This is a genomic window from Pseudomonas sp. B1(2018) (genome assembly GCF_003097365.1).
GTDB classification, from domain to species: Bacteria; Pseudomonadota; Gammaproteobacteria; order Pseudomonadales; family Pseudomonadaceae; genus Aquipseudomonas; species Aquipseudomonas laurylsulfatiphila.
Genome location: NZ_PYUK01000002.1, coordinates 178260 through 203575 on the forward strand (window position 1 = coordinate 178260; position 25316 = coordinate 203575).

Here is a 25316-nt window from a genome sequence, read left to right on the forward strand (position 1 = left end):
AGACTTGAGTTATTGAGCCCAGCGCAATTGCGTAGGCAAGGGTGAAACAGGTTCCGGCTCCGGTGGCTGGCCGGGCAGTGCCAGCACGCGATTGAGGACTTCGGTTTCCAGCGCCGCCAGCCGATGGGAGCCGCGCACTCGAGGGCGCGGCAATTCCACGTGCAGGTCGAGGCCGACTTCGCCGTCTTCGATCAGGATCACCCGATCGGCAATCGCCACCGCTTCACTGACGTCATGGGTCACCAACAACACCGTGAAGCCGTGCTGCTGCCAGAGCCGTTCGATCAGTTGCTGCATTTCAATTCGGGTCAGGGCATCCAGCGCACCCAGGGGTTCGTCGAGCAACAGCAGGCGCGGCTGATGAATCAACGCACGGGCCAACGCCACGCGTTGCTTCTGTCCACCGGACAACGCTGCCGGCCATTCATTGGCGCGGTCGGCCAGGCCCACCGCGTCCAAGGCTTCAAGCGCTTGCGGCCGCCAGTTGCCCTTGAGGCCCAGACCGACGTTGTCGATGATCTTTTTCCACGGCAGCAAACGCGCTTCCTGGAACATCAGCCGCGTGTCTTCCCGCGCATCGCTCAATGGGGCGGCACCGGCGAGCAATTCCCCACCGGTGGGCCGGTCAAGGCCGGCGAGCAATCGCAGCAAGGTACTTTTGCCGCAACCGCTACGACCCACCACGGCGACAAACTGGCCCGCCGGAATGTGCAGGTCGATCTCACGCAGCACCTGCCGCGCGCCAAAGGTTTTTTGCAGCTTGCGCACCGCCAGCGGAATGCCGCGCAGCAGGCGTGGAGGTTGTTCCGCGATCATGCCGCACCTCCCTTGGCAACCTGATACGCCGGGTGCCAGCGCAACCACACACGCTCAAGTCCACGGGCCGCGAGGTCGGCCAGTTTGCCGAGCACCGCGTACAGCAGAATCGCCAGCACCACCACGTCGGTCTGCAAGAACTCCCGGGCATTCATCGCCAGATAACCGATACCGGAACTGGCGGAGATGGTTTCCGCGACGATCAACGTCAGCCACATGAAGCCCAGGGCGAAGCGCACGCCAACCAGAATCGAAGGCAGCGCCCCCGGCAGGATCACCTGCCAGAACAGGCTGAAGCCGGTCAGGCCATAGCTGCGCGCCATCTCCACCAGCGCCGGGTCGACGTTGCGGATGCCGTGATAGGTGTTGAGGTAAATCGGGAACAACGTGCCCAGCGCCACCAGGAAAATCTTCGCCGACTCATCGATGCCGAACCACAGGATCACCAGCGGAATCAGCGCCAGGTGTGGCACGTTGCGGATCATCTGCACCGAACTGTCGAGCAGTCGCTCACCCCACTTCGACAGGCCAGTAATGAAACCCAAGGTCAAACCGATGCCACCACCGATGGTGAAGCCCAGCGCGGCACGCCAGCCACTGATCGCCAGGTGCGTCCAGATTTCGCCGCTGCGCACCAGGCTCACGCCAGCTTCGATCACGGCAACCGGCGCCGGCAGAATCCGTGTCGACAACCAGCCCGCCGACACACTCAACTGCCACACCGCCAGCAACAACACCGGCAACGCCCATGGCGCGAGACTGTGGATGATTTTCTTCATGACCGCGCCTCAGCTCTGGGACGCGGCTTTGGGCAGAATGTCGTTGGCGACCATCTCGCCGAACGGACTCACATAACCCGCACTTTTCGGCAGTTCAGGCCGCTCGACATCGAGGTGCGGGAACAGCAGTTCGGCGACTCGGTACGACTCTTCCAGGTGGGGATAACCGGAGAAAATAAAGGTGTCGATGCCGAGGTCCGCGTACTCCTTCACGCGGGCGGCCACAGTCGGGCCATCGCCCACCAGGGCCGTACCGGCACCGCCACGCACCAGGCCGACACCGGCCCACAGGTTCGGGCTGACTTCCAGGTTGTCGCGGCTGCCGCCATGCAATGCGGCCATGCGTTGCTGACCGACCGAATCGAAGCGCGCCAGCGATGCCTGGGCACGAGCGATGGTGTCGTCGTCGAGATGGGAGATCAGTCGATCCGCGGCTTTCCAGGCTTCATCGTTGGTTTCGCGCACAATCACGTGCAGGCGAATGCCAAAGCGCACGGTGCGTCCGAGCTTCGCGGCCTTGGCGCGGACCTGTTCGATTTTTTCCGCCACGGCGGCCGGCGGTTCGCCCCAGGTCAGGACCATTTCCACCTGTTCGGCAGCCAGGTCTTGCGCGGCATCCGAAGAACCGCCGAAGTACAGCGGCGGGCGCGGCTGCTGGATCGGTGGATAGAGCAGTTTCGCGCCCTTCACGCTGATGTGCTGGCCGTCGTAATCAACGGTTTCGCCTTCCAGCACGCGGCGCCAGATACGTGTGAACTCCACGGAAGCCTGATAGCGCTCTTCGTGGCTGAGGAACAGACCGTCGCCGGCCAACTCTTCCGGATCACCGCCGGTCACCAGGTTGAACAGCGCACGACCGCCGGACAGCCGATCCAGGGTCGCGGCCTGACGCGCCGCTACCGTCGGGGAAATGATCCCGGGGCGCAGGGCAACCAGAAACTTCAAGCGCTGGGTCACCGGAATCAGCGACGCGGCCACCAACCAGGAGTCTTCGCAGGAGCGGCCGGTGGGAATCAGCACACCGCCGAAACCCAATCGGTCCGCCGCTTGCGCGACTTGTTGCAGGTAGCCGTGGTCAACGGCGCGTGCGCCTTCGGCGGTGCCAAGGTAATGGCCGTCGCCGTGGGTAGGCAGGAACCAGAAGATATTGAGGCTCATGGAGTGGTCTCCTTGGGGGATCGAATTATTGGGCTTTCGCAACGGCGGCCGGCGGCGTCCAGATCACGTCTTTGATGCTCAATTGCTTTGGAATCAGCTTGAGCTGGTAGAAGGTGTCGGCGATTTTCTGCTGCGCCGCGACCACTTCCGGGGTTAGGAACAACGCGCCGTAGCCCTGGCGTTTCACCGAAGTTCGGGTGATGTCTGGCGACAGGCCGAGCAGTGGCGAGACTTGCTGGGTCACGTCCTCAGGATTGGCCCTGGACCACTCGCCGACCGCGCGCACTTCTTCGACCAGGGTCTTGATCACCTCGGGATTTTTTTGCGCGTAGGGTTTGGTCGCCAGGTAGAACTGATGGTTGTCGACGATGCCCTGGCCATCGCGCAGGGTGCGCGCTTGCAACTGTTGTTCGGCGGCGGCCTGGTACGGGTCCCAGATGACCCAGGCGTCGACACTGCCACGCTCGAACGCAGCACGGGCATCGGCCGGCGGCAGGAAGACGGTCTGGATGTCGGTGTATTTGAGGCCGGCGTCTTCCAGCGCACGCACCAGCAGGTAGTGCACGTTGGAGCCCTTGTTGAGCACGACCTTCTTGCCCTTGAGCTCTGCCACCGACTTGATCGGCGAGTCCTTCGGCACCAGGATCGCCTCACTGTGCGGCGCTGGCGGTTCATAGGCGACGTAAAGCAGATCGGCGCCGGCCGCTTGGGCGAACACGGGAGGGGTTTCGCCGGTAACGCCGAAGTCGATGGAGCCGACGTTCAAGCCTTCAAGCAGTTGCGGGCCACCGGGGAATTCAGTCCATTGCACGTCCACGCCTTGGGCGGCGAGGCGTTTTTCCAGGGTGCCCTTGGCTTTGAGCAGCACCAGGGTGCCGTATTTCTGATAGCCGATCCGTAGCGTCTCGGCCTGAGCTTGAGTAATGGCGCCGAAGGTGACAGCCGCAGCAAACAGAGCGACCAGACCACGACGCAAAATGACAGGGCGCATGGCGCTCTCCTTTTTGCAGTTGGGTTTTGGCTGCACCTGCTTGCCCGTTGGCGGGCGAGTAAGGCCAGTACTTCAATTTTCGGGTGGGGCTAATGTTCAGTGGAGCTCATATGCTCCAGCGAGCACTCAACAAACGTTCATTCAACAGGTTCGGATCGAGCGGCTTGGGCCGTCGTGCCATGGCGCTGAGAAACAGCTCCAGCGATTCATTCAGCCGTTGCTCCAGCTCCGGCGCCAACTGCGCCAGGGCGCTGCCTTCGCCGTAAGCGATCTGGCTGTCGACGGCGAAAATCCCGTGGAGCATTTCCTGGGCTTTCAACGCCGACAGCACCGGCTTGAGCGCGTAGTCCACCGCCAGCATGTGGGCGATGCTGCCGCCGGTTGCCATCGGCAACACCACCTTGTGGCTCAGGGCGCGTTCGGGCAGCAGATCCAGCACGGTTTTCAATGCGCCGGAGAACGAAGCCTTGTACACCGGCGTAGCGATCAGCAGGCCATCGGCATTTTCAATCTGTTGCAGCAGGTCAATGACCTTCGGGCTGTCGAAGCGTGCATGCAGCAAGTCTTCGGCCGGAAAGTCCCGTACCTGATAACTCACCACCTCTACGCCCTGTTCTTGCAACCAACTCCTGGAGCGGTCCAGCAGCACCCCGGAACGGGAGCGCTGACTGGGACTGCCTCCGAGTGAGACGACCAACATTCAGACGATTCCTTGAGCGGTGTTGGCGATTCGCGGTTTGCGATCTCGCTTTGATGGAGTGACCTTAACAGCTGATTCATATATCCATAAATCATATTTATTCATTTGGTTATGCATTATAGAGATATACAAGTCGACTTCATTCGGGCAAAAAAAAAGGCCGTCGAAACGGCCTGAAGTCCCCTGCTCTGTGGGTGCCTTGGAAAGATCGCAGCCTGCGGCAGCGCCTACAGGGATTGGCGGCGATCTTTTGATCTTCAACGGTTCGGCTGTGGCGTCAGGCGCAGGTAAGGCTTGACTGCCCGATAGCCTTTGGGAAAACGCTGTTTGATTTCCTCTTCATCCTTGAGCGACGGCACGATCACCACTTCATCACCGTCCTGCCAGTTGGCCGGCGTGGCCACCTTGTAGTTGTCGGTAAGTTGCAGCGAGTCGATCACCCGCAGGATTTCATTGAAATTGCGCCCGGTGCTCGCCGGGTAGGTAATCGTCAACCGAACCTTTTTGTTCGGATCGATCACGAACAGCGAACGCACGGTCAGGGTGTCGTTGGCGTTGGGATGGATCAGGTCGTAGAGGTCCGAGACCTTGCGGTCGGCGTCATCCAGGATCGGAAAGTTGACCACGGTACTCTGCGTCTCGTTGATGTCCTCGATCCATCTGTGATGCGACTCCACAGGGTCTACGGACAGTGCGATAGCCTTGACACCGCGTGCCGCGAACTCATCCTTGAGCCTGGCGGTAAAACCCAGTTCGGTGGTGCATACCGGCGTGAAATCCGCCGGATGGGAAAACAGCACGCCCCAGCTATCACCCAGCCACTGGTGGAAACGGATGATGCCGGCGCTGGAGTTCTGTTCGAAATCGGGGGCGATATCGCCAAGTCTGAGACCCATGGTGCTGCTCCTTGTGAGTGCTTGATGGGTTCAACTGTGCCTGTGTTTTTTATCTATTAAAAAGAATAAATATCGATTTATTTAGATCATTAAGAAATATTAAAGATCTGTTCACTGGACGTGCACGCGCAACCCGCCGAACATCGGCCCCGAGGTTCGAGAAGGCCTTGAGTTGCTGCAAAGAGGGAACTTCAGGACGGGATTACGGGGGTGAACCCGTCCTGAACATGTAAAAGCCCCGCCCGGTGCAATACCGGGCGGGGCTTTTTTGTTTGCATCGGTTACGCGAGCGCTATTACAACAGCGGGATCGAGTAGCTGACGATCAGGCGGTTTTCGTCCTGCGAACGGGTGTTCGGCAGGTCGGTGCGCCAGGTCGCGTTTTTCCACGCCAGGCCCAGATTCTTCAACGGACCTTCCTGCACCACGTAGGCAACACTCAGGTCACGCTCCCACTCGGAAGCACCGTTGGCCGCCTGGCCACCCTTGGCGTTGACGGTATCGATGTTGTCGCCGTGCAGGTACACCAGACCCGCGGTCAGGCCAGGCACACCGACCTTGGCGAAGTCGAACGAGTAACGTGCTTGCCAGGTTTTCTCGCCGGCACGGCCGAACTTCTGGATTTGCGAATCGGTGATGGTGTAGTTCGACGAACCGTCACCCTGGTTCAGCCAAGGGAAGTCGCTGCTGCCATTGCTGACCTGGTAACCGCCACCGAAGGTATGACCGGCAACCGAATACAGGAACAGGCCGCTGTACAGGTTGTTGTCGACCTTGCCTTTACCGTTTGGCGCGTTGTAATTGCCAGTGGTGTAGTACAGCGGGTCGTGACCGTTGGCACCATCATCAGAGCTGTTGAAATAACGGAAATCCGACTTCAATACGCCCGGGCCGATTGCCCAGTTGTGAACCAGACCCAGGAAGTGCTGCTTGTAGAACTCTTCCAGCTTGCCGTAGTAGTACTGGGCCGTCAGGTCCTTGGTGATCTTGTAGTCGCCACCGGCATAGATGAACTTGTTGCTGTCGCGGAACTTGGTACCGCGAGTGTTCGCACCGGAAATCGACATTTGATCGTTGTTGCTGGAGTTACGGCCTTTAACGGCTTCGATCTGACCACCGACCAGCGACAGGTCCTTGATCTCGGCGGAAGTGATCTGGCCACCCTGCCAGGTTTGCGGCAGCAGGCGACCATCGTTGGTCACGATCACCGGGTTTTTCGGCTGCAGGGTGCCCAGCTTCAGTTCAGTCTGGGAAACCTTGGCTTTGGCGGTGAGGCCCAGGCTGGAGAAATCATCTACCGCCTCGCCATTGGATTTGCTCGGGAAAACCGTGCCACCGTAAGAGGTCGCCGTGGCGCCGTTGGTGCCGCCGCCCGAATCCAGCTTGACGCCCAACAGGCCGATCGCATCGATACCGAAACCGACGGTGCCTTGGGTGTAACCGGAGATGAAACGCAGATCGAAGCCTTGGCCCCACTCTTCGTTTTTGTTGGGACCGGTACCGTCGCGGTAGTCGGTGTTGATATAGAAGTTACGCAGCCCCAACGTTGCCTTGCTGTCTTCAATGAAACCCGCGGCGTTTGCCTGCTGGGCCAATACCCCGACGGCCACAGCCATGGCCAAGGTGGACTTGTTCATGTTTCGCTCCTCTCGTTTCTAGTTCTGATGTTCCTGGTCCCGAATCGATTGCCCGGGATCCTGAATGCATAAATTCGCGGCAAACCGTCTAGGTCGGTCGTTTGGCGGGCCGCAGGATACATGGCCTTAAAGCCAAAAAGAATTTTTTAAACGCTTTTAATAGCATTGTGGAATATGGAATTCCACGGCAGAACCGAGGTATCGGCGGCAAGGCCGATTCCTGAACCTGATCAATTGTCGAGGGACGAAACTGCCAAATCCGATCTCAGGGATGAGTGTCGGACAGGCGCACTTTAGTGTGCGGATTAAAAAACTAAAAAGAATAAAAAAGAAATAGCATCTTTGTTTTTGGAATATAAAGCTCGATACGAAAAAAAGCCCCGCCAACGGACGGGGCTTTTTCTTGCAGCCCTTACATGAAGCTGTAGGTGTAGTTGAAGATCAGACGGGTCTGGTCTTGATCAAGAGTGCTGGTGTTGCCACGGTAGGTACCGTGACGCAGCGTCGTACCAAACCCTTTCAGGGCACCGGTTTGAATCACGTAGTCCACACGCGCGTCAGTCTCGTGCTCGCTCAGGTCTTTACCAACACCGTTGGTAGCCTTGATGTCCTGGCCATTCAAGTAACCAATCGAAGCTTTCAACCCTGGTACACCCAGGGAGGCGAAGTCATAGGAATACTGACCGAAGGTGGTGTTTTCACCGGCACGGATAAAGCTGCCAACCGTGGCATCGGTAAACGAGTAGAAGCTGGCGCCGCCGGCACCTTCTTGACGACCCTTATCATCGATAAGGCTGCCCTGGTTCAAGAACACAAAGCCGCCGTCATCGTTGACACGCTGATGCCCGAGCAGGAACGCGTGGCCACCCAGGGTATAGGTGAACATGGCGCTCCAGGTCTTGTTATCGACCACGCCCTTTTCTTTGGCAAAGCCATTGTTGTTGTTGAATTGATAGCCGGGGTCGCCGTTCTTGCCATCGGAGCTGCTGTCGAAATAACGGATATCGGTCTTGAACGACTGATTGGCCGCGATCGGGTAGACGTGCACCAGGCCGAGGAAGTTCTGCTTGTAGAAGTCTTCCAGGTTCGCATAGTAGTACTGCAGCGTGAGGTCTTTGGTGACCTTCCAGTCAGCACCGCCGTAGAGGAACTTGTTGCTGTCCTGAGTAGCGCCAGCCACAGACAGGCCAGTGGAGTTCGAGGAGGCGCGACCCGACGCGTGCTCCAGCTGACCAAAGTTGAAGGTCACGTTGTCGATTTCTTTGGAGGAGATGGTGCCACCTTCAAAGGTCTGCGGCAGCAGACGGCTGTCGTTCGCGATCAGGATTGGCAGGTTAGGTGCCAGAGCGCCACCCAGGTGGGCTTCAGTCTTCGAGAAGCGAGCCTTGACGTTGCCATCCAGACGGCTCCATTCGTCGGCCGACTTATCGCCATCGCTCGGGAAGAACGAGTTGGCGTTACCGGTCGGGTGATGCCCCTTGCCGCCATCCAGGTGGATACCCACCAGAGCCTGGGCGTCGATACCAAAACCTACCGTACCCTGGGTGAAACCGGACAGGTAATCGAACTTGAGACCCTCGGCGGTTTCGCGCTGACGGTTGGCAGCAGTACTCGGACCTTCACGCATATCGGCGTCGTAATACATGGTGCGAGAGCTGATGGAAGCCTTGCTGTCTTCCAGGAAACCTGCAGCGCCTGCCTGCTGCGCAACTACCCCTACGGCCACGGCCAAAGCCAAGGTGGACTTGTTCATTGTGAAGCTCCTCTCGATTCTAATTCTTGTATTCCTGGTCTCGAGTCGACGCCCGAAATCCTAAGATGCGCGATTAGCGCCAGACCATGACCCATAAGTCAATCGTAACCATATGTGTCTACGACCATAGTCTAACCCCCGGTTTTTTGGTCCCTGCAGGGTCATGAATTCGTCATGAACCTGAAAAGAATTACTCGATTCTTTTCTAATACCGTTTAGGAATTTAGCTCCCCCGACCGCCAATTACCCCAGAATAGAGGGTTTGGACCATAAGCTAATTCCTAATCGGTATTTATTTTTACTTTTTTAGATCGTTTAGTTTTTGACGCAATTCGGAAACAAATCCTTTACCGAAAGGCGGCCCCATGACGATCAAACGCGCACTATCCGGATCAATTGTTACAGTTTGTGTATCGCTCGCATTTTCCTTCACCGCTCAGGCGGCGAACCTCACCGTCGGTTATCAAACCGGAATCGACCCCAGCAAAGTCCCCCAGGCCGATGGTCTTTATGAAAAAACCATCGGCCAGCCCATCGACTGGCGACGCTTCAACAGCGGCCCGGAAGTGGTCACGGCGATTGCGTCGGGCGATGTGCAAATCGGCAATCTCGGCTCCAGTCCGCTGGCCGCTGCGGCTTCGCGCAACCTGCCGATCGTCGCGTTCATCGTCTCGGCCCAGATCAATGCCGCCGAAGCGCTGGTGGTGCGCAACGGCAGCGGCATCGAAAAACCGCAAGATCTGATCGGAAAGACCATCGCCACGCCTTTCGTTTCAACCTCCCACTACAGCCTGCTCGGTGCGCTGAAGCACTGGGGCCTGGACGGCTCGAAAGTCAAAGTGGTGAACCTGCAGCCAGCAGAAATTGCCGCTGCCTGGAAGCGCGGCGATATTGACGGAGCGTTTGTCTGGTCGCCCGCACTGGGGGAAATTCGCAAGACTGGCAAGACCCTGACCGACGCAGCGCAGGTCGGCCAATGGGGCGCGCCAACCTTTGAGGTCTGGGTAGCGCGCAAGGATTACGCAGAGAAGCACCCGGAGGTGGTAGCCAAATTCGCCAAGGTCACCCTCGACTCCTTTGCTGATTACGCAGCGCATAAAGCCAACTGGACGGTCGACTCGGAGCCCGTTCAGAAAATCGCCAAACTGACCGGCGCTAACGCCGCCGACGTGCCGGAGTTACTGGCTGGTTCCGCATTCCCGGATGCCAAGGCGCAACAGAGCACCGCGCTGCTGGACGGCGGCACGGCCAAGGCCATTGGCGAGACGGCGAAATTCCTGAAGGAGCAAGGGAAGGTGGAGACGGTGCTGCCGGATTATTCGCCGTATGTCAGCGCGAAGTTTGTCACCGAGTAACCCACTGAAAACCTGTGGCGAGGGAGCTTGCTCCCGCTGGGCCGCGTAGCGGCCCTAATGGGGAGTCCTTCGGCCTCCAGCGGGAGCAAGCACCCTCGCCACAAAAGCGAAAGCCTCAAAGGGCTTTTTCGAAGATCTTCGAATTACGCTGATAGTTGTACAGCGACGCCCGCGCCGACGGCAGCCGGTCGACGCTGCTGGGTTCGAAACCACGCTCGCGGAACCAGTGCGCGGTGCGGGTGGTGAGGACGAACAAGGTTTTCAATCCCTGAGCCCGCGCGCGGGTTTCAATACGCTCCAGCAGCTCATCACCGCGACCGCCATGGCGGTACTCCGGGTTCACCGCCAGACACGCGAGTTCACCCGCGTCCGAATCGGCGATCTGATACAGCGCCGCACAGGCGATGATCATGCCTTCGCGCTCAACCACACTGAACTGCTCGATTTCGCGCTCCAGCACCTCGCGGGAACGGCGCACCAGGATGCCCTGCTCTTCCAGCGGACTGATCAAATCCAACAAACCACCGACGTCTTCAATGGCCGCTTCACGTACCACTTCGAACTGTTCCTGGGCCACAAGGGTGCCGCCACCGTCGCGAGTGAACAGCTCGGTCAGCAACGCACCGTCTTCGGCGTAACTGACGATATGGCTGCGGGCCACGCCGCCACGGCAAGCTTCGGCAGCGGCATCCAACAATTCTGCCTGATAGTTGCTGCCCAACCGTTGCAGATGCGCCGGCACTTGCTGCGGACGCAGTTCGCGCACCAGGCGCCCGTGTTCGTCGATCAGGCCCAGGTCGGCGCCGAACAGCAGCAACTTGTCCGCGCCCAGGTCGATGGCCGCGCGAGTCGCGACGTCCTCGCAGGCCAGGTTGAAAATTTCACCGGTCGGTGAATAGCCCAGCGGCGACAACAGCACGATGGAGCGCTCGTCCAGCAGACGGTTGATGCCCTTGCGGTCGACCCGGCGCACTTCGCCGGTATGGTGATAGTCGACGCCTTCAAGCACGCCGATCGGCCGTGCCGTCACCAGGTTGCCGCTGGCCACCCGCAGGCGCGAGCCCTGCATGGGCGACGAAGCCATGTCCATCGACAGGCGAGCCTCAATGGCAATGCGCAACTGGCCGACCGCGTCGATCACGCACTCCAGGGTCGCGGCATCGGTGATGCGCATGCCGTGATGGTAATGCGGGGTCAGGCCACGGGCCGCGAGGCGCGCTTCGATTTGCGGCCGGGAGCCGTGGACCAGCACCAGGCGCACGCCCAGGCTGTGCAACAGCACCAGGTCGTGGACGATATTGCCGAAGTTCGGGTGTTCAACGCCGTCGCCGGGCAGCATGACGACAAAGGTGCAATCGCGGTGGGCGTTGATGTAAGGCGAAGCGTGACGAAGCCAATTGACGTATTCGGGCATGAACCTGGGCCTGTAATAAATAGCAGCCGAAAAAAGGGCGAAACTGAAAACGCACAGCGGGCTGATGGTTATCGTCGGAACAGGCTTGGCGACACGCGCGCTCTCCTCATGAATACGGGTTTGGAAACTGGCAATTTAATCGCGCCCCCCTGTAGGAGCTGCCGAAGGCTCGGTCCGCGCTCGGGCGATCTTTTGTTCTTGATTCTAAAACCAAAGATCAAAAGATCGCAGCCTTCGGCAGCTCCTACAAGGGTTGCGTGGCCGGTGTCAGGCAATAGTGTTCGATCAGCTGCCTTAATAGATGCACCGTAGGCTGCAAACGTGACATTTCGAGGTATTCCCCCGGCTGATGGGCACAAGCGATATCACCCGGGCCAAGCACCAGCGTTTCACAGCCAAGGCGCTGAAGATAAGGTGCTTCGGTGCCGAACGCCACTGCTTCGGCGCTATGACCGGTAAGCTTTTCGGCAATGCGCACCAGCTCGGCGTCTTCGGCCTGCTCGAACGACGGCACGTCGGGGAACAGCGGCGCGTAATCGATCTTGACCTGATGCCGCTCGGCAACCGGCTTGAGCTTCTGCAGGATCTCGGCGCGCAGGACCTTGGGGTCCATGCCGGGCAACGGCCGCAAATCGAATTCCAGCGAACACTGGCCGCAGATGCGGTTGGGATTGTCGCCGCCATGGATGCAGCCGAAGTTCATCGTTGGGGTCGGCACGCCAAACTGTGGATTGCGGAATTCACGCTGCCATAACAAGCGCAGGCCACGCAGTTCGCCGATGGCATCGTGCATGGCCTCCAGGGCGCTGTGACCCAGGCGCGGGTCTGAAGAGTGACCGCTCTGCCCGAGGATGTCGATGCGCTCCATCATGATGCCTTTGTGCATGCGGATCGGCTTGAGCCCGGTCGGCTCGCCGATCACCGCCGCCCGCCCCAGCGGCCGCCCCGCTTCGGCCAGCGCGCGGGCACCGGACATCGAGCTTTCTTCATCGCAGGTGGCGAGAATCAGCAACGGCTGTTTGAACGGCTGATCGAGCAGCGGTATGACCGCCTCGATCGCCAGGGCGAAAAAGCCCTTCATGTCGCAACTGCCCAGGCCGACCCAACGACCGTCGACTTCCGTCAGTTTCAGCGGGTCGGTTTGCCACAACGCACCATCGAACGGCACGGTATCACTGTGCCCAGCCAGCACCAGGCCGCCGGGGCCGGAACCGAAACTGGCCAGCAGGTTGAACTTGCCGGGGTTGACCTGCTGGATCTCGCAGGTAAAACCCAGCTCTCCGAGCCACGTCGCCAGCAGATCGATGACCGGGCGGTTGCTTTGATCGAGCCTGGGTTGGGTACAACTGACGGACGGCGCGGCGATCAGCGCAGCGAACTGTTCTTTCATCGACGGCAATGGCATCGCTGACTCCCGGCACCCGAATTGAGGTTCATCATAGAACCAACCGATGACAGGAATAAACCGTCTCGGCGCGTACTAACCTTGAGTCCTGTACACTGCACGACCTTGGCAGCCACACATTCCCCCGGCTGCGCTCCCGATCCTGGATTTTCCGGCCATGCAGAAAGAAACCGAAATCAAACTCCGCGTCAGCCGCGAAACCCTCGCCGCCCTGCGCGAGCACCCCTTACTGAAAAAACGCAACAAAAGTGGCTGGGAACGCCGTGAGTTGATGAACCAGTACTTCGACACGCCCGAGCGCGACCTGGCCCAGGCCAAAGTCGCCCTGCGCCTGCGCAAGGATGGCGACGAAGTGATCCAGACCCTCAAGACCCGTGGCCAGAGCGTCGCCGGTTTGTCGGTGCGTAACGAGTACGACTGGAACCTGCCCAAAGCCAAGCTCGACCTGAAGAAACTCGACGGCGAATGCTGGCCCGAGGAACTGGCCGGACTGGACAAAAAAACCCTGAAGCCGATCTTCACCACCGACTTCGTCCGCGAACGCGCGGAAATCGCCTGGGGCCGCGGCAAGACCAAGGTGGTCATCGAAGCCGCCCTGGACCTCGGCCACGTCGTGGTCGGCAAGCAGAAAGAAGAAATCTGCGAGCTGGAACTTGAGCTGCGCGAAGGCGAGCCAGCCGCATTGCTGGAGTTGGCCGCCGAGCTGGCCGAGAAACTGGCGCTGATGCCATGCGATATCAGCAAGGCCGAGCGCGGTTATCGCCTGTACGACGCCCACAGCTATTCATTGAGCCTGCCGGCGCCGCAGATCACGGCCGAAACGCCGCTGGACGACGCATTCGCCGCACTGAGCTGGCACTTGCTCGGCAGCAGCCAGCGCCTGGCCGAGCAGTATCGCTTCAACGGTCACTGGCGCCTGTTGCAGGACTGGGTCGAGTGCCTGGCCGAAATGCGCGCGCTGATCAGCAGCCTGGGTCAAGCCGCACCCCGTCAGTCCACTCACGATCTGCGCATCGCCCTTGATGCCTTGCTGGAAGACTGGCGTCCACTGGTCCAGGCCGGCCTGGACGATGAAGACGTGCGCAAAGCCGCGCCCGAGCAGTTCCTTGAAGAACTCGAAGACCCGCGCTGGGGCCTGTTCTCATTGACCACCTCACGCTGGATGCTGGCCCGCACCTGGGCTGCCGACCGCAACACCCGTGGCAATCGCCAGGGCGCTGCGCAACTGGGCAGCTGGTTGCCACGCCTGCTGGGCGAGGAAGCCAACTCGCTGCAATTGCAACGCTATCAGCAACAACCGGAAGACCTGGCCGAGCAACTGCCGCGCATCGAACGCATCCAGGTCTGGCTGCACCATGCGCGTAACGTGCTGGAGATCCCGGAAATGGATCGCCTGTACGGTGAGCTGAACAAACTGGCGCAACTGGCCAACGAATCGATCACCGATGAAGTCCTGGATGCGCGCAAGCAGCAGGCGATTGCGGTGTATCAGAACCGTGCCTGGAAGATGTTGCTGCGTCTGTAATACCGCCTTCGCGAGCAAGCCCGCTCCCACACTGGATCTGTGATCGACACAAATCCCCTGTGGGAGCGGGCTTGCCCGCGAAGAGGCCCGTACATTCACCACAAAACATCAGACCGGCAAACTGGTAGTCGACTTGATCTCCGACAACGCCACGATCGAGTTGACCTCCTGAATCCCCGGCACCATCGACAGCTTCTCGAAGAAGAAGCGCTCGTACGCCTCGATGTCCGCCGTGACAATCCGCAGCAGAAAATCCACCGCCCCCATCAGCACATAACACTCCAGCACTTCCGGAAAACCGCGAATCGCCTCGGTGAATTCGGTGAAGTTCGAACGCCCGTGGGCATTGAGTTTCACCTCCGCAAAAATCTGCGTGTTCAGGCCGATTTTCTTGCGGTCGAGCAAGGTCACCTGGCCGCGAATGATGCCCTCCTCTTTCATCCGCTGAATACGTCGCCAGCAAGGCGATTGCGAAAGACCTACCTGCTCGGCGATCTGCGCGCTAGAGAGCGAAGCGTCCTCTTGCAGCAAGGCGAGGATCTTGCGGTCGTAGCTGTCCAGTTCGCTCTGCATAAAAAAACCTTTAATCTCTCAATATGTGAATTGATTAAGTCTGCATTCCTACCATTTGGCCAATCATAGAGAAGAAATACCCGACACAGGATGTAAATATTTCTCCAGTATTTCTGGAGCCTGACCATGCCGTATCTCGAAGCCGTGAACACCTCACCTGCCCGTGCCGATGTCTGGAACGTCAGCAATGCCCATTGCCGTGTTCACTATCAAATGCGGGCCGAGGCCGAACCGGACCTGCTGTGTCGCGCCCTCAATCTGTTTGCCTTGCAATTGCTCACGCCGGAACAGGTCAACGTGCAGCGCCAGGAGGACTGGCTGACCATCGAGATCGTCATCGACGGTTTGAGCTGGCACCGCGCGCAAGTGATAGCGGAAAAACTTCGTAACCTGATCTGCGTCTGCTCAGTAGAGCTGCAAGCAGCTGACTCTGCCTGGGCCGAAACGATACAGGCGGCGGGCTGAAAAACGCCGAAACGGCTTCGTCGGGTAGTGGCCCAGCGGTCAGCCGGGCCACGGCTATCCTTTGCGCACTGTCGTTCAAAAGGAGCCCGCATGTCCGTACAACTCGCCTTTCAGGACCGCTGGCTGGATCTCAATGATGTGCTGCGCGAACTGGTCGCGCAGGGCTTTATCAGCCAGGATTCGGCCGAACACGCGCTCAATGCCCGCCGCCGCAACGCTACCCATGGCCAAATGCATCCGCTGGAGTTCATTGCCAGCCAACAGTTGGGCGACCTCAGCCGCCCCGGCAAACTGCTGGACCTGGAAAGCCTGACCCTGTGGCTATCCCGGCAGGCCGGACAGCCTTATCTGCGCATCGATCCGTTGAAAATCAACGTCGCGGCCGTGACCCCGCTGATGTCCTATGCCTTCGCCCAGCGTCACAAGATCCTCGCCGTAGCGATCGACCGTGATGCGGTGACCGTGGCCAGCGCCCAGCCTTATGTCAGCGGCTGGGAGGCAGACCTGACCCACGTGCTCAAATTGCCGATCAAGCGCGTGGTGGCCAACCCGGTGGACATCCAGCGCTTCAGCGTCGAATTTTTCCGCCTGGCCAAATCGGTCACCGGGGCCAACAGCGCCGACCCGCACGTCAGCACCCTCGGCAATTTCGAACAGTTGCTCAACCTCGGCGCCAGCGACCAGGAGCCGGACGCCAACGATGCCCACATCGTCAACATCGTCGACTGGCTGTTCCAGTACGCGTTCCAGCAACGCGCCAGCGACATCCACATCGAGCCCCGTCGCGAGCAAGGCACGGTGCGCTTTCGCATCGACGGCGTGCTGCACAACGTCTATCAATTCCCGCCCCAGGTCACCATGGCCATCGTCAGTCGCCTGAAAACCCTGGGGCGCATGAACGTCGCGGAGAAACGCAAACCCCAGGACGGCCGGGTGAAAACCAAGACCCCGGACGGCGGCGAAGTTGAATTGCGTTTGTCGACACTGCCCACCGCCTTCGGCGAAAAAATGGTCATGCGGATCTTCGACCCGGACGTCCTGCTCAAGGACTTCGACCAACTCGGTTTCTCCACCGACGACCTGCGCCGCTGGCAGGACATGACCCGCCAGCCCCACGGCATCATCCTCGTCACCGGGCCGACGGGGTCGGGCAAGACCACCACCCTCTACACCACCCTGAAAAAACTGGCGACGCCGGAGGTCAACCTCTGCACCATCGAAGACCCGATTGAAATGGTCGAGCCGGCCTTCAACCAGATGCAGGTCCAGCACAATATCGACCTGACCTTCGCCGCCGGCGTGCGTGCGCTGATGCGACAAGACCCGGACATCATCATGATCGGCGAGATCCGCGACCTCGAAACCGCGGAGATGGCGATCCAGGCGGCGCTCACCGGGCACCTGGTGCTGTCGACCCTGCACACCAACGATGCGCCCGGCGCCATCAGCCGTCTGCTGGAACTCGGCGTGCCGCATTACCTGATCAAGGCCACGGTGCTTGGCGTCATGGCCCAGCGACTGGTACGAACCCTGTGCCCGCATTGCAAGGCGCCACTGGCGCTGAGCGAAGACGATTGGCAAACCCTGACCCGCCCCTGGCAGGCCCCGCTGCCAGGCAATGCCCAGCGTGCCGTCGGTTGCGTGGAATGCCGCGATACCGGTTATCGCGGCCGTGCCGGGGTCTACGAAATCATGCAACTCAGCGATGGCATCAAGGCGTTGATCAGTCCCGATACCGATCTGCTGGCCGTGCGACGCCAGGCATTCAAGGAAGGCATGCGCAGCCTGCGGCTGTCGGGGGCACAAAAGGTCGCCGCCGGGCTGACGACCATCGAGGAGGTTCTGCGCGTGACGCCCCAGAGCGAGCAGAACTGAACCCTGCTGTTCTTATCCGCCATCGGCACCGCTACACTCCAGCGATTGCTACTCCACAGATCCACACATCAACAAGGAATCGTTATGCAGATCGGTAGTGTGCTTTTGCTTTTTGTCGGCCTGGTGGTCGCCATTCTGTTCATGGGCTTCAAGGTCGTGCCCCAGGGTTTTGAATGGACCGTCGAACGTTTCGGGCGCTACACCAACACGCTCAAGCCCGGGCTGAACGTCATCGTTCCGGTCATGGACCGCATCGGTCGCAAGATGAATGTGATGGAAAGCGTGCTGGATATTCCGCCACAGGAAGTCATCACCGCCGACAACGCCACGGTGCAAATCGACGCGGTGTGCTTCTTCCAGGTGGTCAACACGGCCCAGGCCGCCTACGAGGTCAACAACCTCGAGCACGCCATCCGTAACCTGTTGCAAACCAACATCCGCACGGTGCTCGGCTCGATGGAACTCGACGCCATGCTCAGCCAGCGCGACGGCATCAACGAAAAACTGCTGCGCACCGTCGATGAAGCGACCGCGCCGTGGGGTATCAAGATCACCCGGATCGAGATCAAGGACATCAGCCCACCCGCCGACCTGATGGCGGCGATGAGTGGGCAGATGAAAGCCGAACGGATCAAACGTGCACAGATCCTCGAGGCCGAAGGCCTGCGTGCCGCAGCGATCCTGACCGCCGAAGGCAAGAAGCAGGCGCAGATCCTCGAAGCCGAAGGCAGCCGACAGGCCGCCTTCCTGGAGTCCGAAGCCCGGGAGCGGCAAGCCGAGGCGGAAGCCCAGGCGACCAAAGTGGTGTCCGAAGCCATCGCCAGTGGCAACGTACAAGCGGTCAATTACTTCGTGGCGCAAAAGTACATCGATGCGCTGGGCAAGTTGGCTTCGGCCAACAACAGCAAAGTGATCCTGATGCCGCTGGAGGCCAGTTCGATGATCGGCGCGGTGGGCGGCATTGGCGAAATCGTCAAAGCCACTTTCGATAACAAGAAAGCCTGAGGCCCGCCATGTGGGCATTTCTGCAGCATCTTTCGTTCTGGGACTGGTTGGCGCTGGGCACGGTGCTGTTGATTCTTGAAGTGTTCGGCGCCGGCGGCTACCTGCTGTGGATCGGTATGGCAGCGGCTGCCGTGGGCGTTCTGACCTTCCTCCTGCCGGGCCTGTCGTGGGAATGGCAGTTCCTGTTGTTCGGCCTGCTGTCGATCGCCACCGCGTTGTACTGGTGGCGGCGTCAGCGCACGGCGACTCGCCTGAGCGATCAGCCGCACCTGAATCTGCGTGGTCAGGAACTGATCGGCAAGACCTTCGTGGTGCATGAAGCAATTGTCGACGGTCGCGGCAAAATCAAGGTGGCCGACGGCGTGTGGATGGCCCGCGGGCCGGACGCTGCCATTGGCAGCCGCGTGCGGGTGGTCGGCCAGCAAGGCGCGATCCTGCTGGTCGAAACGACGGAATAGGCGGCCACGGAACTCGACTGGGGGTTGGCAATCCAACCGCGTAGTCAACCCAGTGGAGTCACCCTGTCATGCGTTTCAAACTTGCTGTCGCTACCGTCGCGCTGTTGTCCCTGCCTGTCGGTTCGGCGATGGCCGATACTTTTTGGCGTAACGTTCTTACGTCCGGTGCAACCACCGGTTCGAGCTATCTGACATCCAAGGATCACAAACTGGTGGTCGCGGCCCAGGACGATGCCAGCAGCTTCGTCGCCAGCGACGGCAGCATCCGTGGTCCGTACCTGGAAGCGGCCATGCAGAAAGTCCGCGCCGAAAACCCGGGCCTGCAAGCCTCGGACATGGAACTGGCGAATGCGATCCTGGCGAAGAATGCCGTGGCGTCTGAATAAGCGTTGCGAATGAAAAATGCCGCTCATTTGAGCGGCATTTTTTTGCCCGGCGAACACAATTCCCATGTTCACCGGGCCCCACCTGTGGGAGCGAGCTTGCTCGCGATAGCGGTGGATCAGTAAAAGCTTCATTGACTGTCACACCGCAATCGCGAGCAAGCTCGCTCCCACAGGGGTTATGTACAGCCGGAAATGTCAGCGGTAATCGTCGACCGGCACACACGCACAAAACAGGTTCCGATCCCCATACACATTGTCCACCCGGTTCACCACCGGCCAGTATTTGTGAGCCTTGGTATGCGCGTCCGGCGTAACGGCTTGCTCGATGCTGTACGGCCGCGCCCACACGCCGGTGATATCGGCCAGCGTATGCGGCGCACCTTTCAACGGGTTTTCCTCCGCCGGCCAATTACCGTTCTGCACCTCGTTGATTTCCGCGCGGATGCTCAGCATTGCGCCGATAAACCTGTCCAGCTCCGCCTTCGATTCACTTTCGGTCGGTTCGACCATCAGCGTCCCCGGCACCGGGAACGACATGGTCGGAGCATGGAAGCCGTAGTCCATCAGGCGCTTGGCGACGTCCTCTTCGGTGATACCGGTCAATGCCTTGAGCGGTCGCAGGTCGAGGATGCATTCGTGAGCCACCCGTTCGTTGCGCCCGGTGTACAGCACCGGAAAGGCACCGGACAAATGTCGCGCCAGGTAATTCGCAGCCAGGATCGCCACTTCGCTGGCGTCCGCCAGTTGCGGCCCCATCATGGCGATGTACATCCAGCTGATCGGCAGAATGCTTGCGCTGCCCCAGGGCGCCGCGCTGACGGCGCCGTTTTGCGGCTGCGGCCCGTCGATCGGCACCACCGGATGGTTGGCCACGAACGGTGCCAGATGTGCCCGAACACCAATCGGCCCCATGCCCGGACCGCCACCACCATGGGGAATGCAGAAGGTCTTGTGCAGGTTCATGTGCGAGACATCGGCGCCAATATCCGCCGGCCGCGCCAGCCCGACCTGGGCGTTGAGGTTGGCGCCATCCATGTACACCTGACCGCCATGATGGTGGATCACTTCGCAAATTTCGCTGATGCCTTCCTCATACACGCCATGAGTCGAAGGATAGGTCGCCATCAGGCAGGCGAGTTTGTCGGCGGCCTGCGCGGCTTTCTCCTTGAGGTCATCCAGGTCGACGTTGCCCGCCTCGTCACACTCGACGATCACCACGCGCATCCCGGCCATTTGCGCCGACGCGGGATTGGTGCCGTGCGCCGACGAAGGAATCAGGCAAATATCGCGGCCGCCCTGTTGCCGGCTCTCATGGTATTTGCGGATCGCCAGCAGCCCGGCGTATTCGCCTTGGGCACCGGAGTTGGGCTGCATGCAGATGGCATCGAAACCGGTGATCGCGCACAACCAGCGCTCCAGCTCCTCGATCATCAGCCCGTACCCGGCGGCCTGCTCTTTCGGCACGAACGGGTGCAGGTTGGCGAACTGCGGCCAGGTGATCGGGATCATCTCGCTGGTGGCGTTGAGCTTCATGGTGCAGGAGCCCAGCGGGATCATCGATTGATTGAGCGCCAAGTCCTTGTTTTCCAGTTGCTTGAGGTAGCGCAGCATCTCGGTTTCGCTGTGATGGGCGCTGAACACCGGATGACGCAGATAAGGTGAAGTTCGCACCAACCCTTCGGGAATTCCGCCAGGCAGGACTTCGGCATCCAGGTCCTCGATACTGAGCCCGTGATCGGCTCCCAGAAACACATCGAACAGCCTCTGCACGGTGGCTTCGTCGCAGGCCTCGTCGAGGCTCAAACCCAGTTGGCCGCGCCCGAGAATGCGCAGGTTGATCTGCGCGGCCCGGGCACTGTCGATGATCGCGGTCTGGGTTCCGCCGACTTCCAGCGTCAGCGTGTCGAAGAAGTGCCGGTTGACCCGGGTGATGCCCTTGCGCTCTAGCCCGGCGGCCAGGATGCAGGTCAGCCGGTGAACCCGCTGGGCGATCCGCTTGAGCCCTTCCGGGCCGTGGTAGACCGCATAGAAGCTGGCGATATTGGCCAGCAGCACCTGGGCCGTGCAGATGTTGGAGTTGGCCTTCTCCCGGCGGATATGTTGCTCGCGGGTTTGCAGGGCCATGCGCAGGGCGGTGTTGCCCCGCGCATCTTTCGAAACACCGATGATCCGTCCGGGAATCGCTCGCTTGTACTCATCGCGGCTGGCAAAAAATGCCGCATGCGGCCCGCCGTAGCCCATGGGCACGCCAAATCGCTGGGACGAGCCGAACACCACATCGGCGCCCAGCTCACCCGGCGGGGTCAGCAACAACAGACTCAGCAAATCCGTGGCGACACTGGCCAGGGCCTGTTGCGCGTGCAGGTGATCGATCAGCGGCCGCAGGTCGTGGATCTCGCCGTGGGTGTCAGGGTATTGGAGCAGCGCACCGAACACCTGGTGCTGCTTCAAGTTATCCACAGCGTCGACGATCAGCTCGAAGCCGAAACCTTCGGCGCGGGTCTGCACCACGGAAATGGTTTGCGGATGGCAGTTTTCGTCGACAAAGAACAGATTGCTTTTGGACTTGGCGACCCGCTTGGCCAGGGCCATGGCTTCCGCCGCGGCGGTGGCCTCATCGAGCAGCGAGGCGTTGGCCAGTTCCAGACCGGTCAGGTCGATGGTCAATTGCTGGAAGTTCAACAGCGCTTCGAGCCGCCCTTGGGCGATCTCCGGTTGATAGGGTGTGTACGCGGTGTACCACCCGGGATTTTCCAGCACGTTACGCAGAATGACCGCCGGTGTGAGGGTACCGTGGTAGCCCATGCCGATCAGGCTGGTCCAGACCTGGTTCTGCTCGGCATAACCGCGCAGCTTGGCCAGGGCGGCCTCTTCATCGAGGGCCGGGGGCAGATCCAGCGCCCGGTTGAGGCGGATGCCCGGCGGCACCGTTTGCTCGATCAATTCGACCCGGCTGCCCAGGCCGAGGCTGTCGAGCATCGCCTGTTGCTCGGCGGCATCGGGTCCCAGGTGGCGGCGCAAAAAGGCATTGGGGTCGTGTAACTGGCTCAGGGACGGCAACTGGGACATGACGGGCTCTCTCTTGACTGGCGCTCAGCGTCGATGCAACACGGTCAAACCAGCATAGCAGTCGATCTCCGCGTGGATGGCGTGGCGTCGTCAGCCAATCCGGCTCATCATGTCCGGCGCCTCTTTAATGTCCGCTGATCGGGTGACCGTATCCATGAGCCAACTGCCGTTCCTGCCGTTTTCCAAACCCACCATCGATGAAGCCACGATCGCCGCTGTCGGTGACGTATTGCGCTCGGGCTGGATTACCAGCGGCCCCAAGGTCCAGGCCTTCGAAGCGCAACTCTCGGAGTATTTGGGCGGGCGCCCGGTGCGCACCTTCAATTCCGGCACCTGCACCATGGAAATCGCCTTGCGTATTGCCGGGGTCGGGCCGGGTGATGAAGTGATCACCACGCCGATTTCCTGGGTGGCCACCGCCAACGTCATCCTGGAGGTCGGTGCCACCCCGGTGTTTGCCGACATCGACCCGGTGACGCGCAATATCGATCTGGATCAACTGGAAGCGGCGATCACTCCGCGCACCAAGGCCATCATTCCGGTGTACCTCGCCGGATTGCCCGTGGACATGACGCGTCTGTACGCACTGGCGAAAAAGCACAGCCTGCGAATCGTCGAGGATGCGGCCCAGGCATTGGGCTCCAGCTGGAACGGCCAGCGCATAGGCTCGACCGGTGATTTCGTGTCCTTCAGTTTCCAGGCGAACAAAAACGTCACCTCTTCCGAAGGCGGTTGCCTGGTGCTGAATACGCCCGAAGAAGTACGACTGGCAGAGAAATACCGGTTGCAGGGCGTTACCCGCAACGGCTTCGATGGCCTGGACGTCGACGTGCTGGGTGGCAAATTCAACATGACCGACGTCGCCGCGGCCATTGGCCTGGGGCAATTTGCTCATATCGAAGCCATCACCGCTCATCGCCGTGAGCTGGCCCGGCACTATTTCGCCTGCTTTGGCGAGGATTTCGAAGCGCAGTACGGTGCGCAACTGCCTCCGGCGGATTTCACCCACAGCAACTGGCATTTGTTCCAGCTGGTATTGCCGGAACGTACGGATGGCAAACCGCCACGGGCGACTTTCATGGAGCAGATGCAGGCTTTGGGTGTTGGGATCGGCTATCACTACCCGCCGATTCACCTGTTGAGCCTTTACCGCGAGCGCGGCTTCAAGGAGGGCATGTTCCCGGTTGCCGAGCGGGTCGGTCGGCTGATTGTCTCGCTGCCGATGTTCACCGCGATGAGCAAAGCCGATGTCGAGCGTTCGGTGGCGGCGGTGAAAGCCGTCTTGCGGTCTTGACTCAGCCTTTGTAGGAGCTGCCGCAGGCTGCGATCTTTTGACTTTGATTGTTTAAAAACAAAAGCAAAAGATCGCAGCCTGCGGCAGCTCCTACAGGGGCGAGCATTACTCGCCGATGGCGGCCTTGTAGCCGGCGGCATCCAGCAGTTTTTCCAGATCGGCGGTGTTGCTTGGCTTGAGCTTGAAGATCCACGCGCCGTACGGATCGGAGTTGAGCAGCTCAGGCTCAGCACTCAGCGCTTCGTTGACCGCGATCACTTCACCGGCAATCGGGGAGTAGATATCAGAAGCGGCTTTAACCGATTCAACGACACCCGACTGATCACCGGCAGCAAACACGTTGCCGACTTCGGTCAGTTCGACGAACACCACATCACCCAGCGCTTCCTGCGCGTGATCGCTGATGCCCACGGTGACGGTGCCATCGGCTTCCAGACGTGCCCATTCGTGACTTTCGGCAAAACGCAGGTCGGCAGGGATATTGCTCATGTTCTGTGTCCTCAGGAAATTGTCAGCGGTCGTTAACCGCTGGAAAAGATTAGATCAAGGTTTTGCCGTGGCGTACGAAGGTCGGTTTGACCACCCGGACCGGGTACCACTTGCCACGAATTTCCACTTCAGCGCGGTCGGCAGTTGCCATCGGCACACGCGCCAGTGCTATCGACTTGCTAAGCGTAGGAGAGAAACTACCACTGGTGATCTCCCCTTCGCCAACATCGGCGATGCGGACCACCTGATGAGCGCGTAAAACACCGCGTTCCTCAAGGACCAGACCGACCAGTTTGTGCTGTACACCAGCGGCTTGCTCGGCTTCCAGGGCCTTGCGCCCGATGAACTGCCGGGTGGCAGGTTCCCAGGCGATGGTCCAGGCCATATTGGAGGCCAAGGGTGAAACATCCTGCTGGATATCCTGGCCGTAAAGGTTCATGCCGGCTTCGACCCGCAAGGTATCCCGCGCGCCAAGACCGATGGGGGAAATCCCGGCGCCGACCAGATCGTTGAAGAACCCGGGCGCCTGATCCGCCGGCAGAATGATTTCCAGGCCATCTTCGCCGGTATACCCGGTGCGCGCGATGAACCAGTCGCCATCGGGCAGGCCTTCGAAGGGCTTGAGGAGCTGGATCAGGTTGCCGCGGGACTGGTTGACCAGCTCGGCAATTTTTTGTCGGGCGTGAGGACCCTGGATGGCCAGCATCGCCAACTCGGAACGCTCGCGAAGCTGCACGTCGAAACCGTCGAGATGCGCTTGCATCCAGGCCATGTCCTGATCGCGGGTGGAGGCGTTGACCACCAGGCGATAGCCCTCGTCGAGACGGTAGACGATCATGTCGTCGACGATACCGCCCTGCTCGTTGAGCATGGTGCTGTACAACGCACGGCCGGGGCTGTGCAGGCGTTCGACATCGTTGGCCAGCAAATGCTGAAGCCAGGCTTTGGCCTGGGAGCCGTCGACGTCGATAACGGTCATGTGGGATACATCGAAGACACCGCAATCGCGGCGCACCTGATGGTGTTCCTCGACCTGCGATCCATAATGCAGAGGCATGTCCCAACCGCCAAAATCGACCATCTTTGCGCCGAGCGCGAGATGAAGGTCATACAGAGGCGTACGCTGTCCCATGGGTTTCTCCTTCCGGGCGTGGCGAAGGTGCGGGCAAGTGCTGCACGGACTGAATGCCTTGAAACAAAGGGCCTTTAGCCGATTTCAGCTACCTGGTCTGTCAGACGGACCGCACCGAATGCCGCGCATTGTAGCCGCAAGG

Annotated in this window: 22 protein-coding genes; 8 read left to right on the forward strand and 14 right to left on the reverse strand. The window is 60.2% G+C overall.

The window, feature by feature from the left end; translation table 11 throughout:
• Positions 1-9: 9 nt before the first annotated feature.
• The 8 genes from ssuB to C9422_RS03295 form a co-directional block, all read right to left on the reverse strand.
• Positions 10-816: an aliphatic sulfonates ABC transporter ATP-binding protein gene (gene ssuB, locus C9422_RS03260; RefSeq protein ID WP_116579683.1), complete on the reverse strand. Its 807-nt coding sequence runs from the start codon at positions 814-816 to the stop codon at positions 10-12.
• Complete coding sequence (gene ssuC / locus C9422_RS03265) at positions 813-1595, reverse strand: aliphatic sulfonate ABC transporter permease SsuC (RefSeq protein WP_007976348.1); 783 nt, start codon at positions 1593-1595, stop codon at positions 813-815. Before ssuC ends, ssuB begins: the two co-directional genes overlap by 4 nt.
• Positions 1596-1604: 9 nt before the next feature.
• On the reverse strand, positions 1605-2753 hold the full coding sequence (gene ssuD / locus C9422_RS03270; protein WP_015097281.1) for an FMNH2-dependent alkanesulfonate monooxygenase: 1149 nt from the start codon (positions 2751-2753) through the stop codon (positions 1605-1607).
• A gap of 25 nt (positions 2754-2778) precedes the next feature.
• Positions 2779-3744, reverse strand: a complete 966-nt coding sequence (locus C9422_RS03275; RefSeq protein ID WP_116579684.1) for a sulfonate ABC transporter substrate-binding protein — start codon at positions 3742-3744, stop codon at positions 2779-2781.
• A gap of 106 nt (positions 3745-3850) precedes the next feature.
• Entirely contained in the window at positions 3851-4444 is a 594-nt protein-coding gene (gene ssuE, locus C9422_RS03280; RefSeq protein WP_007976342.1) for an NADPH-dependent FMN reductase, read from the reverse strand.
• Positions 4445-4701: 257 nt separating this feature from the next.
• On the reverse strand, positions 4702-5340 hold the full coding sequence (locus tag C9422_RS03285) for a peroxiredoxin (protein ID WP_015097285.1): 639 nt from the start codon (positions 5338-5340) through the stop codon (positions 4702-4704).
• Between the two features lie 295 nt (positions 5341-5635).
• On the reverse strand, positions 5636-6976 hold the full coding sequence (locus C9422_RS03290; RefSeq protein ID WP_007976339.1) for an OprD family porin: 1341 nt from the start codon (positions 6974-6976) through the stop codon (positions 5636-5638).
• Between the two features lie 412 nt (positions 6977-7388).
• Positions 7389-8729, reverse strand: a complete 1341-nt coding sequence (locus tag C9422_RS03295; RefSeq protein WP_116579685.1) for an OprD family outer membrane porin — start codon at positions 8727-8729, stop codon at positions 7389-7391.
• Positions 8730-9100: 371 nt separating this feature from the next.
• Here C9422_RS03295 and tauA point away from each other — a divergent pair, with 371 nt between their 5' ends.
• Positions 9101-10084, forward strand: a complete 984-nt coding sequence (tauA, locus tag C9422_RS03305) for a taurine ABC transporter substrate-binding protein (protein WP_371924675.1) — start codon at positions 9101-9103, stop codon at positions 10082-10084.
• A 115-nt stretch (positions 10085-10199) separates the two neighbouring features.
• Here tauA and argA read toward each other — a convergent pair whose 3' ends face one another.
• Positions 10200-11498: an amino-acid N-acetyltransferase gene (gene argA, locus C9422_RS03310; protein WP_007978929.1), complete on the reverse strand. Its 1299-nt coding sequence runs from the start codon at positions 11496-11498 to the stop codon at positions 10200-10202.
• Between the two features lie 244 nt (positions 11499-11742).
• Complete coding sequence (gene argE, locus C9422_RS03315; RefSeq protein ID WP_116579688.1) at positions 11743-12903, reverse strand: acetylornithine deacetylase; 1161 nt, start codon at positions 12901-12903, stop codon at positions 11743-11745.
• 157 nt (positions 12904-13060) lie between these two features.
• On the opposite strand from argE, the gene C9422_RS03320 reads away from it, so the two are divergent.
• The gene (locus C9422_RS03320; protein ID WP_116579689.1) at positions 13061-14428 is read left to right on the forward strand and encodes an inorganic triphosphatase; all 1368 of its coding nucleotides are present in this window, start codon (positions 13061-13063) and stop codon (positions 14426-14428) included.
• A 108-nt stretch (positions 14429-14536) separates the two neighbouring features.
• On the opposite strand, the gene C9422_RS03330 is transcribed toward C9422_RS03320, so the two are convergent.
• On the reverse strand, positions 14537-15001 hold the full coding sequence (locus C9422_RS03330) for an Lrp/AsnC family transcriptional regulator (protein WP_008015415.1): 465 nt from the start codon (positions 14999-15001) through the stop codon (positions 14537-14539).
• 126 nt (positions 15002-15127) lie between these two features.
• Here C9422_RS03330 and C9422_RS03335 point away from each other — a divergent pair, with 126 nt between their 5' ends.
• From C9422_RS03335 to C9422_RS03355, 5 genes are all read left to right on the forward strand, one after another.
• Entirely contained in the window at positions 15128-15466 is a 339-nt protein-coding gene (locus C9422_RS03335; protein ID WP_116579691.1) for a hypothetical protein, read from the forward strand.
• A gap of 90 nt (positions 15467-15556) precedes the next feature.
• Positions 15557-17341, forward strand: coding sequence for a GspE/PulE family protein (locus tag C9422_RS03340; RefSeq protein WP_116579692.1), 1785 nt, complete (start codon positions 15557-15559; stop codon positions 17339-17341).
• An 84-nt stretch (positions 17342-17425) separates the two neighbouring features.
• Positions 17426-18346 (forward strand): SPFH domain-containing protein, encoded by a 921-nt coding sequence (locus C9422_RS03345; protein ID WP_116579693.1) that lies wholly within the window; start codon positions 17426-17428, stop codon positions 18344-18346.
• 8 nt (positions 18347-18354) lie between these two features.
• Entirely contained in the window at positions 18355-18804 is a 450-nt protein-coding gene (locus C9422_RS03350) for an NfeD family protein (RefSeq protein ID WP_116579694.1), read from the forward strand.
• A 68-nt stretch (positions 18805-18872) separates the two neighbouring features.
• Complete coding sequence (locus tag C9422_RS03355) at positions 18873-19190, forward strand: DUF2388 domain-containing protein (protein WP_116579695.1); 318 nt, start codon at positions 18873-18875, stop codon at positions 19188-19190.
• Positions 19191-19385: 195 nt separating this feature from the next.
• On the opposite strand, the gene gcvP is transcribed toward C9422_RS03355, so the two are convergent.
• On the reverse strand, positions 19386-22259 hold the full coding sequence (gcvP, locus tag C9422_RS03360) for an aminomethyl-transferring glycine dehydrogenase (protein ID WP_116579696.1): 2874 nt from the start codon (positions 22257-22259) through the stop codon (positions 19386-19388).
• Between the two features lie 154 nt (positions 22260-22413).
• Here gcvP and C9422_RS03365 point away from each other — a divergent pair, with 154 nt between their 5' ends.
• Complete coding sequence (locus C9422_RS03365; RefSeq protein WP_116579890.1) at positions 22414-23553, forward strand: DegT/DnrJ/EryC1/StrS aminotransferase family protein; 1140 nt, start codon at positions 22414-22416, stop codon at positions 23551-23553.
• Positions 23554-23658: 105 nt separating this feature from the next.
• Here the strand turns inward: C9422_RS03365 and gcvH are convergent, their stop codons facing one another.
• A complete protein-coding gene (gcvH, locus tag C9422_RS03370; RefSeq protein ID WP_116579697.1) occupies positions 23659-24042 on the reverse strand; it encodes a glycine cleavage system protein GcvH in 384 nt (127 codons plus the stop codon).
• 49 nt (positions 24043-24091) lie between these two features.
• Positions 24092-25174, reverse strand: coding sequence for a glycine cleavage system aminomethyltransferase GcvT (gcvT, locus tag C9422_RS03375; protein WP_116579698.1), 1083 nt, complete (start codon positions 25172-25174; stop codon positions 24092-24094).
• Between the last annotated feature and the right edge of the window lie 142 nt (positions 25175-25316).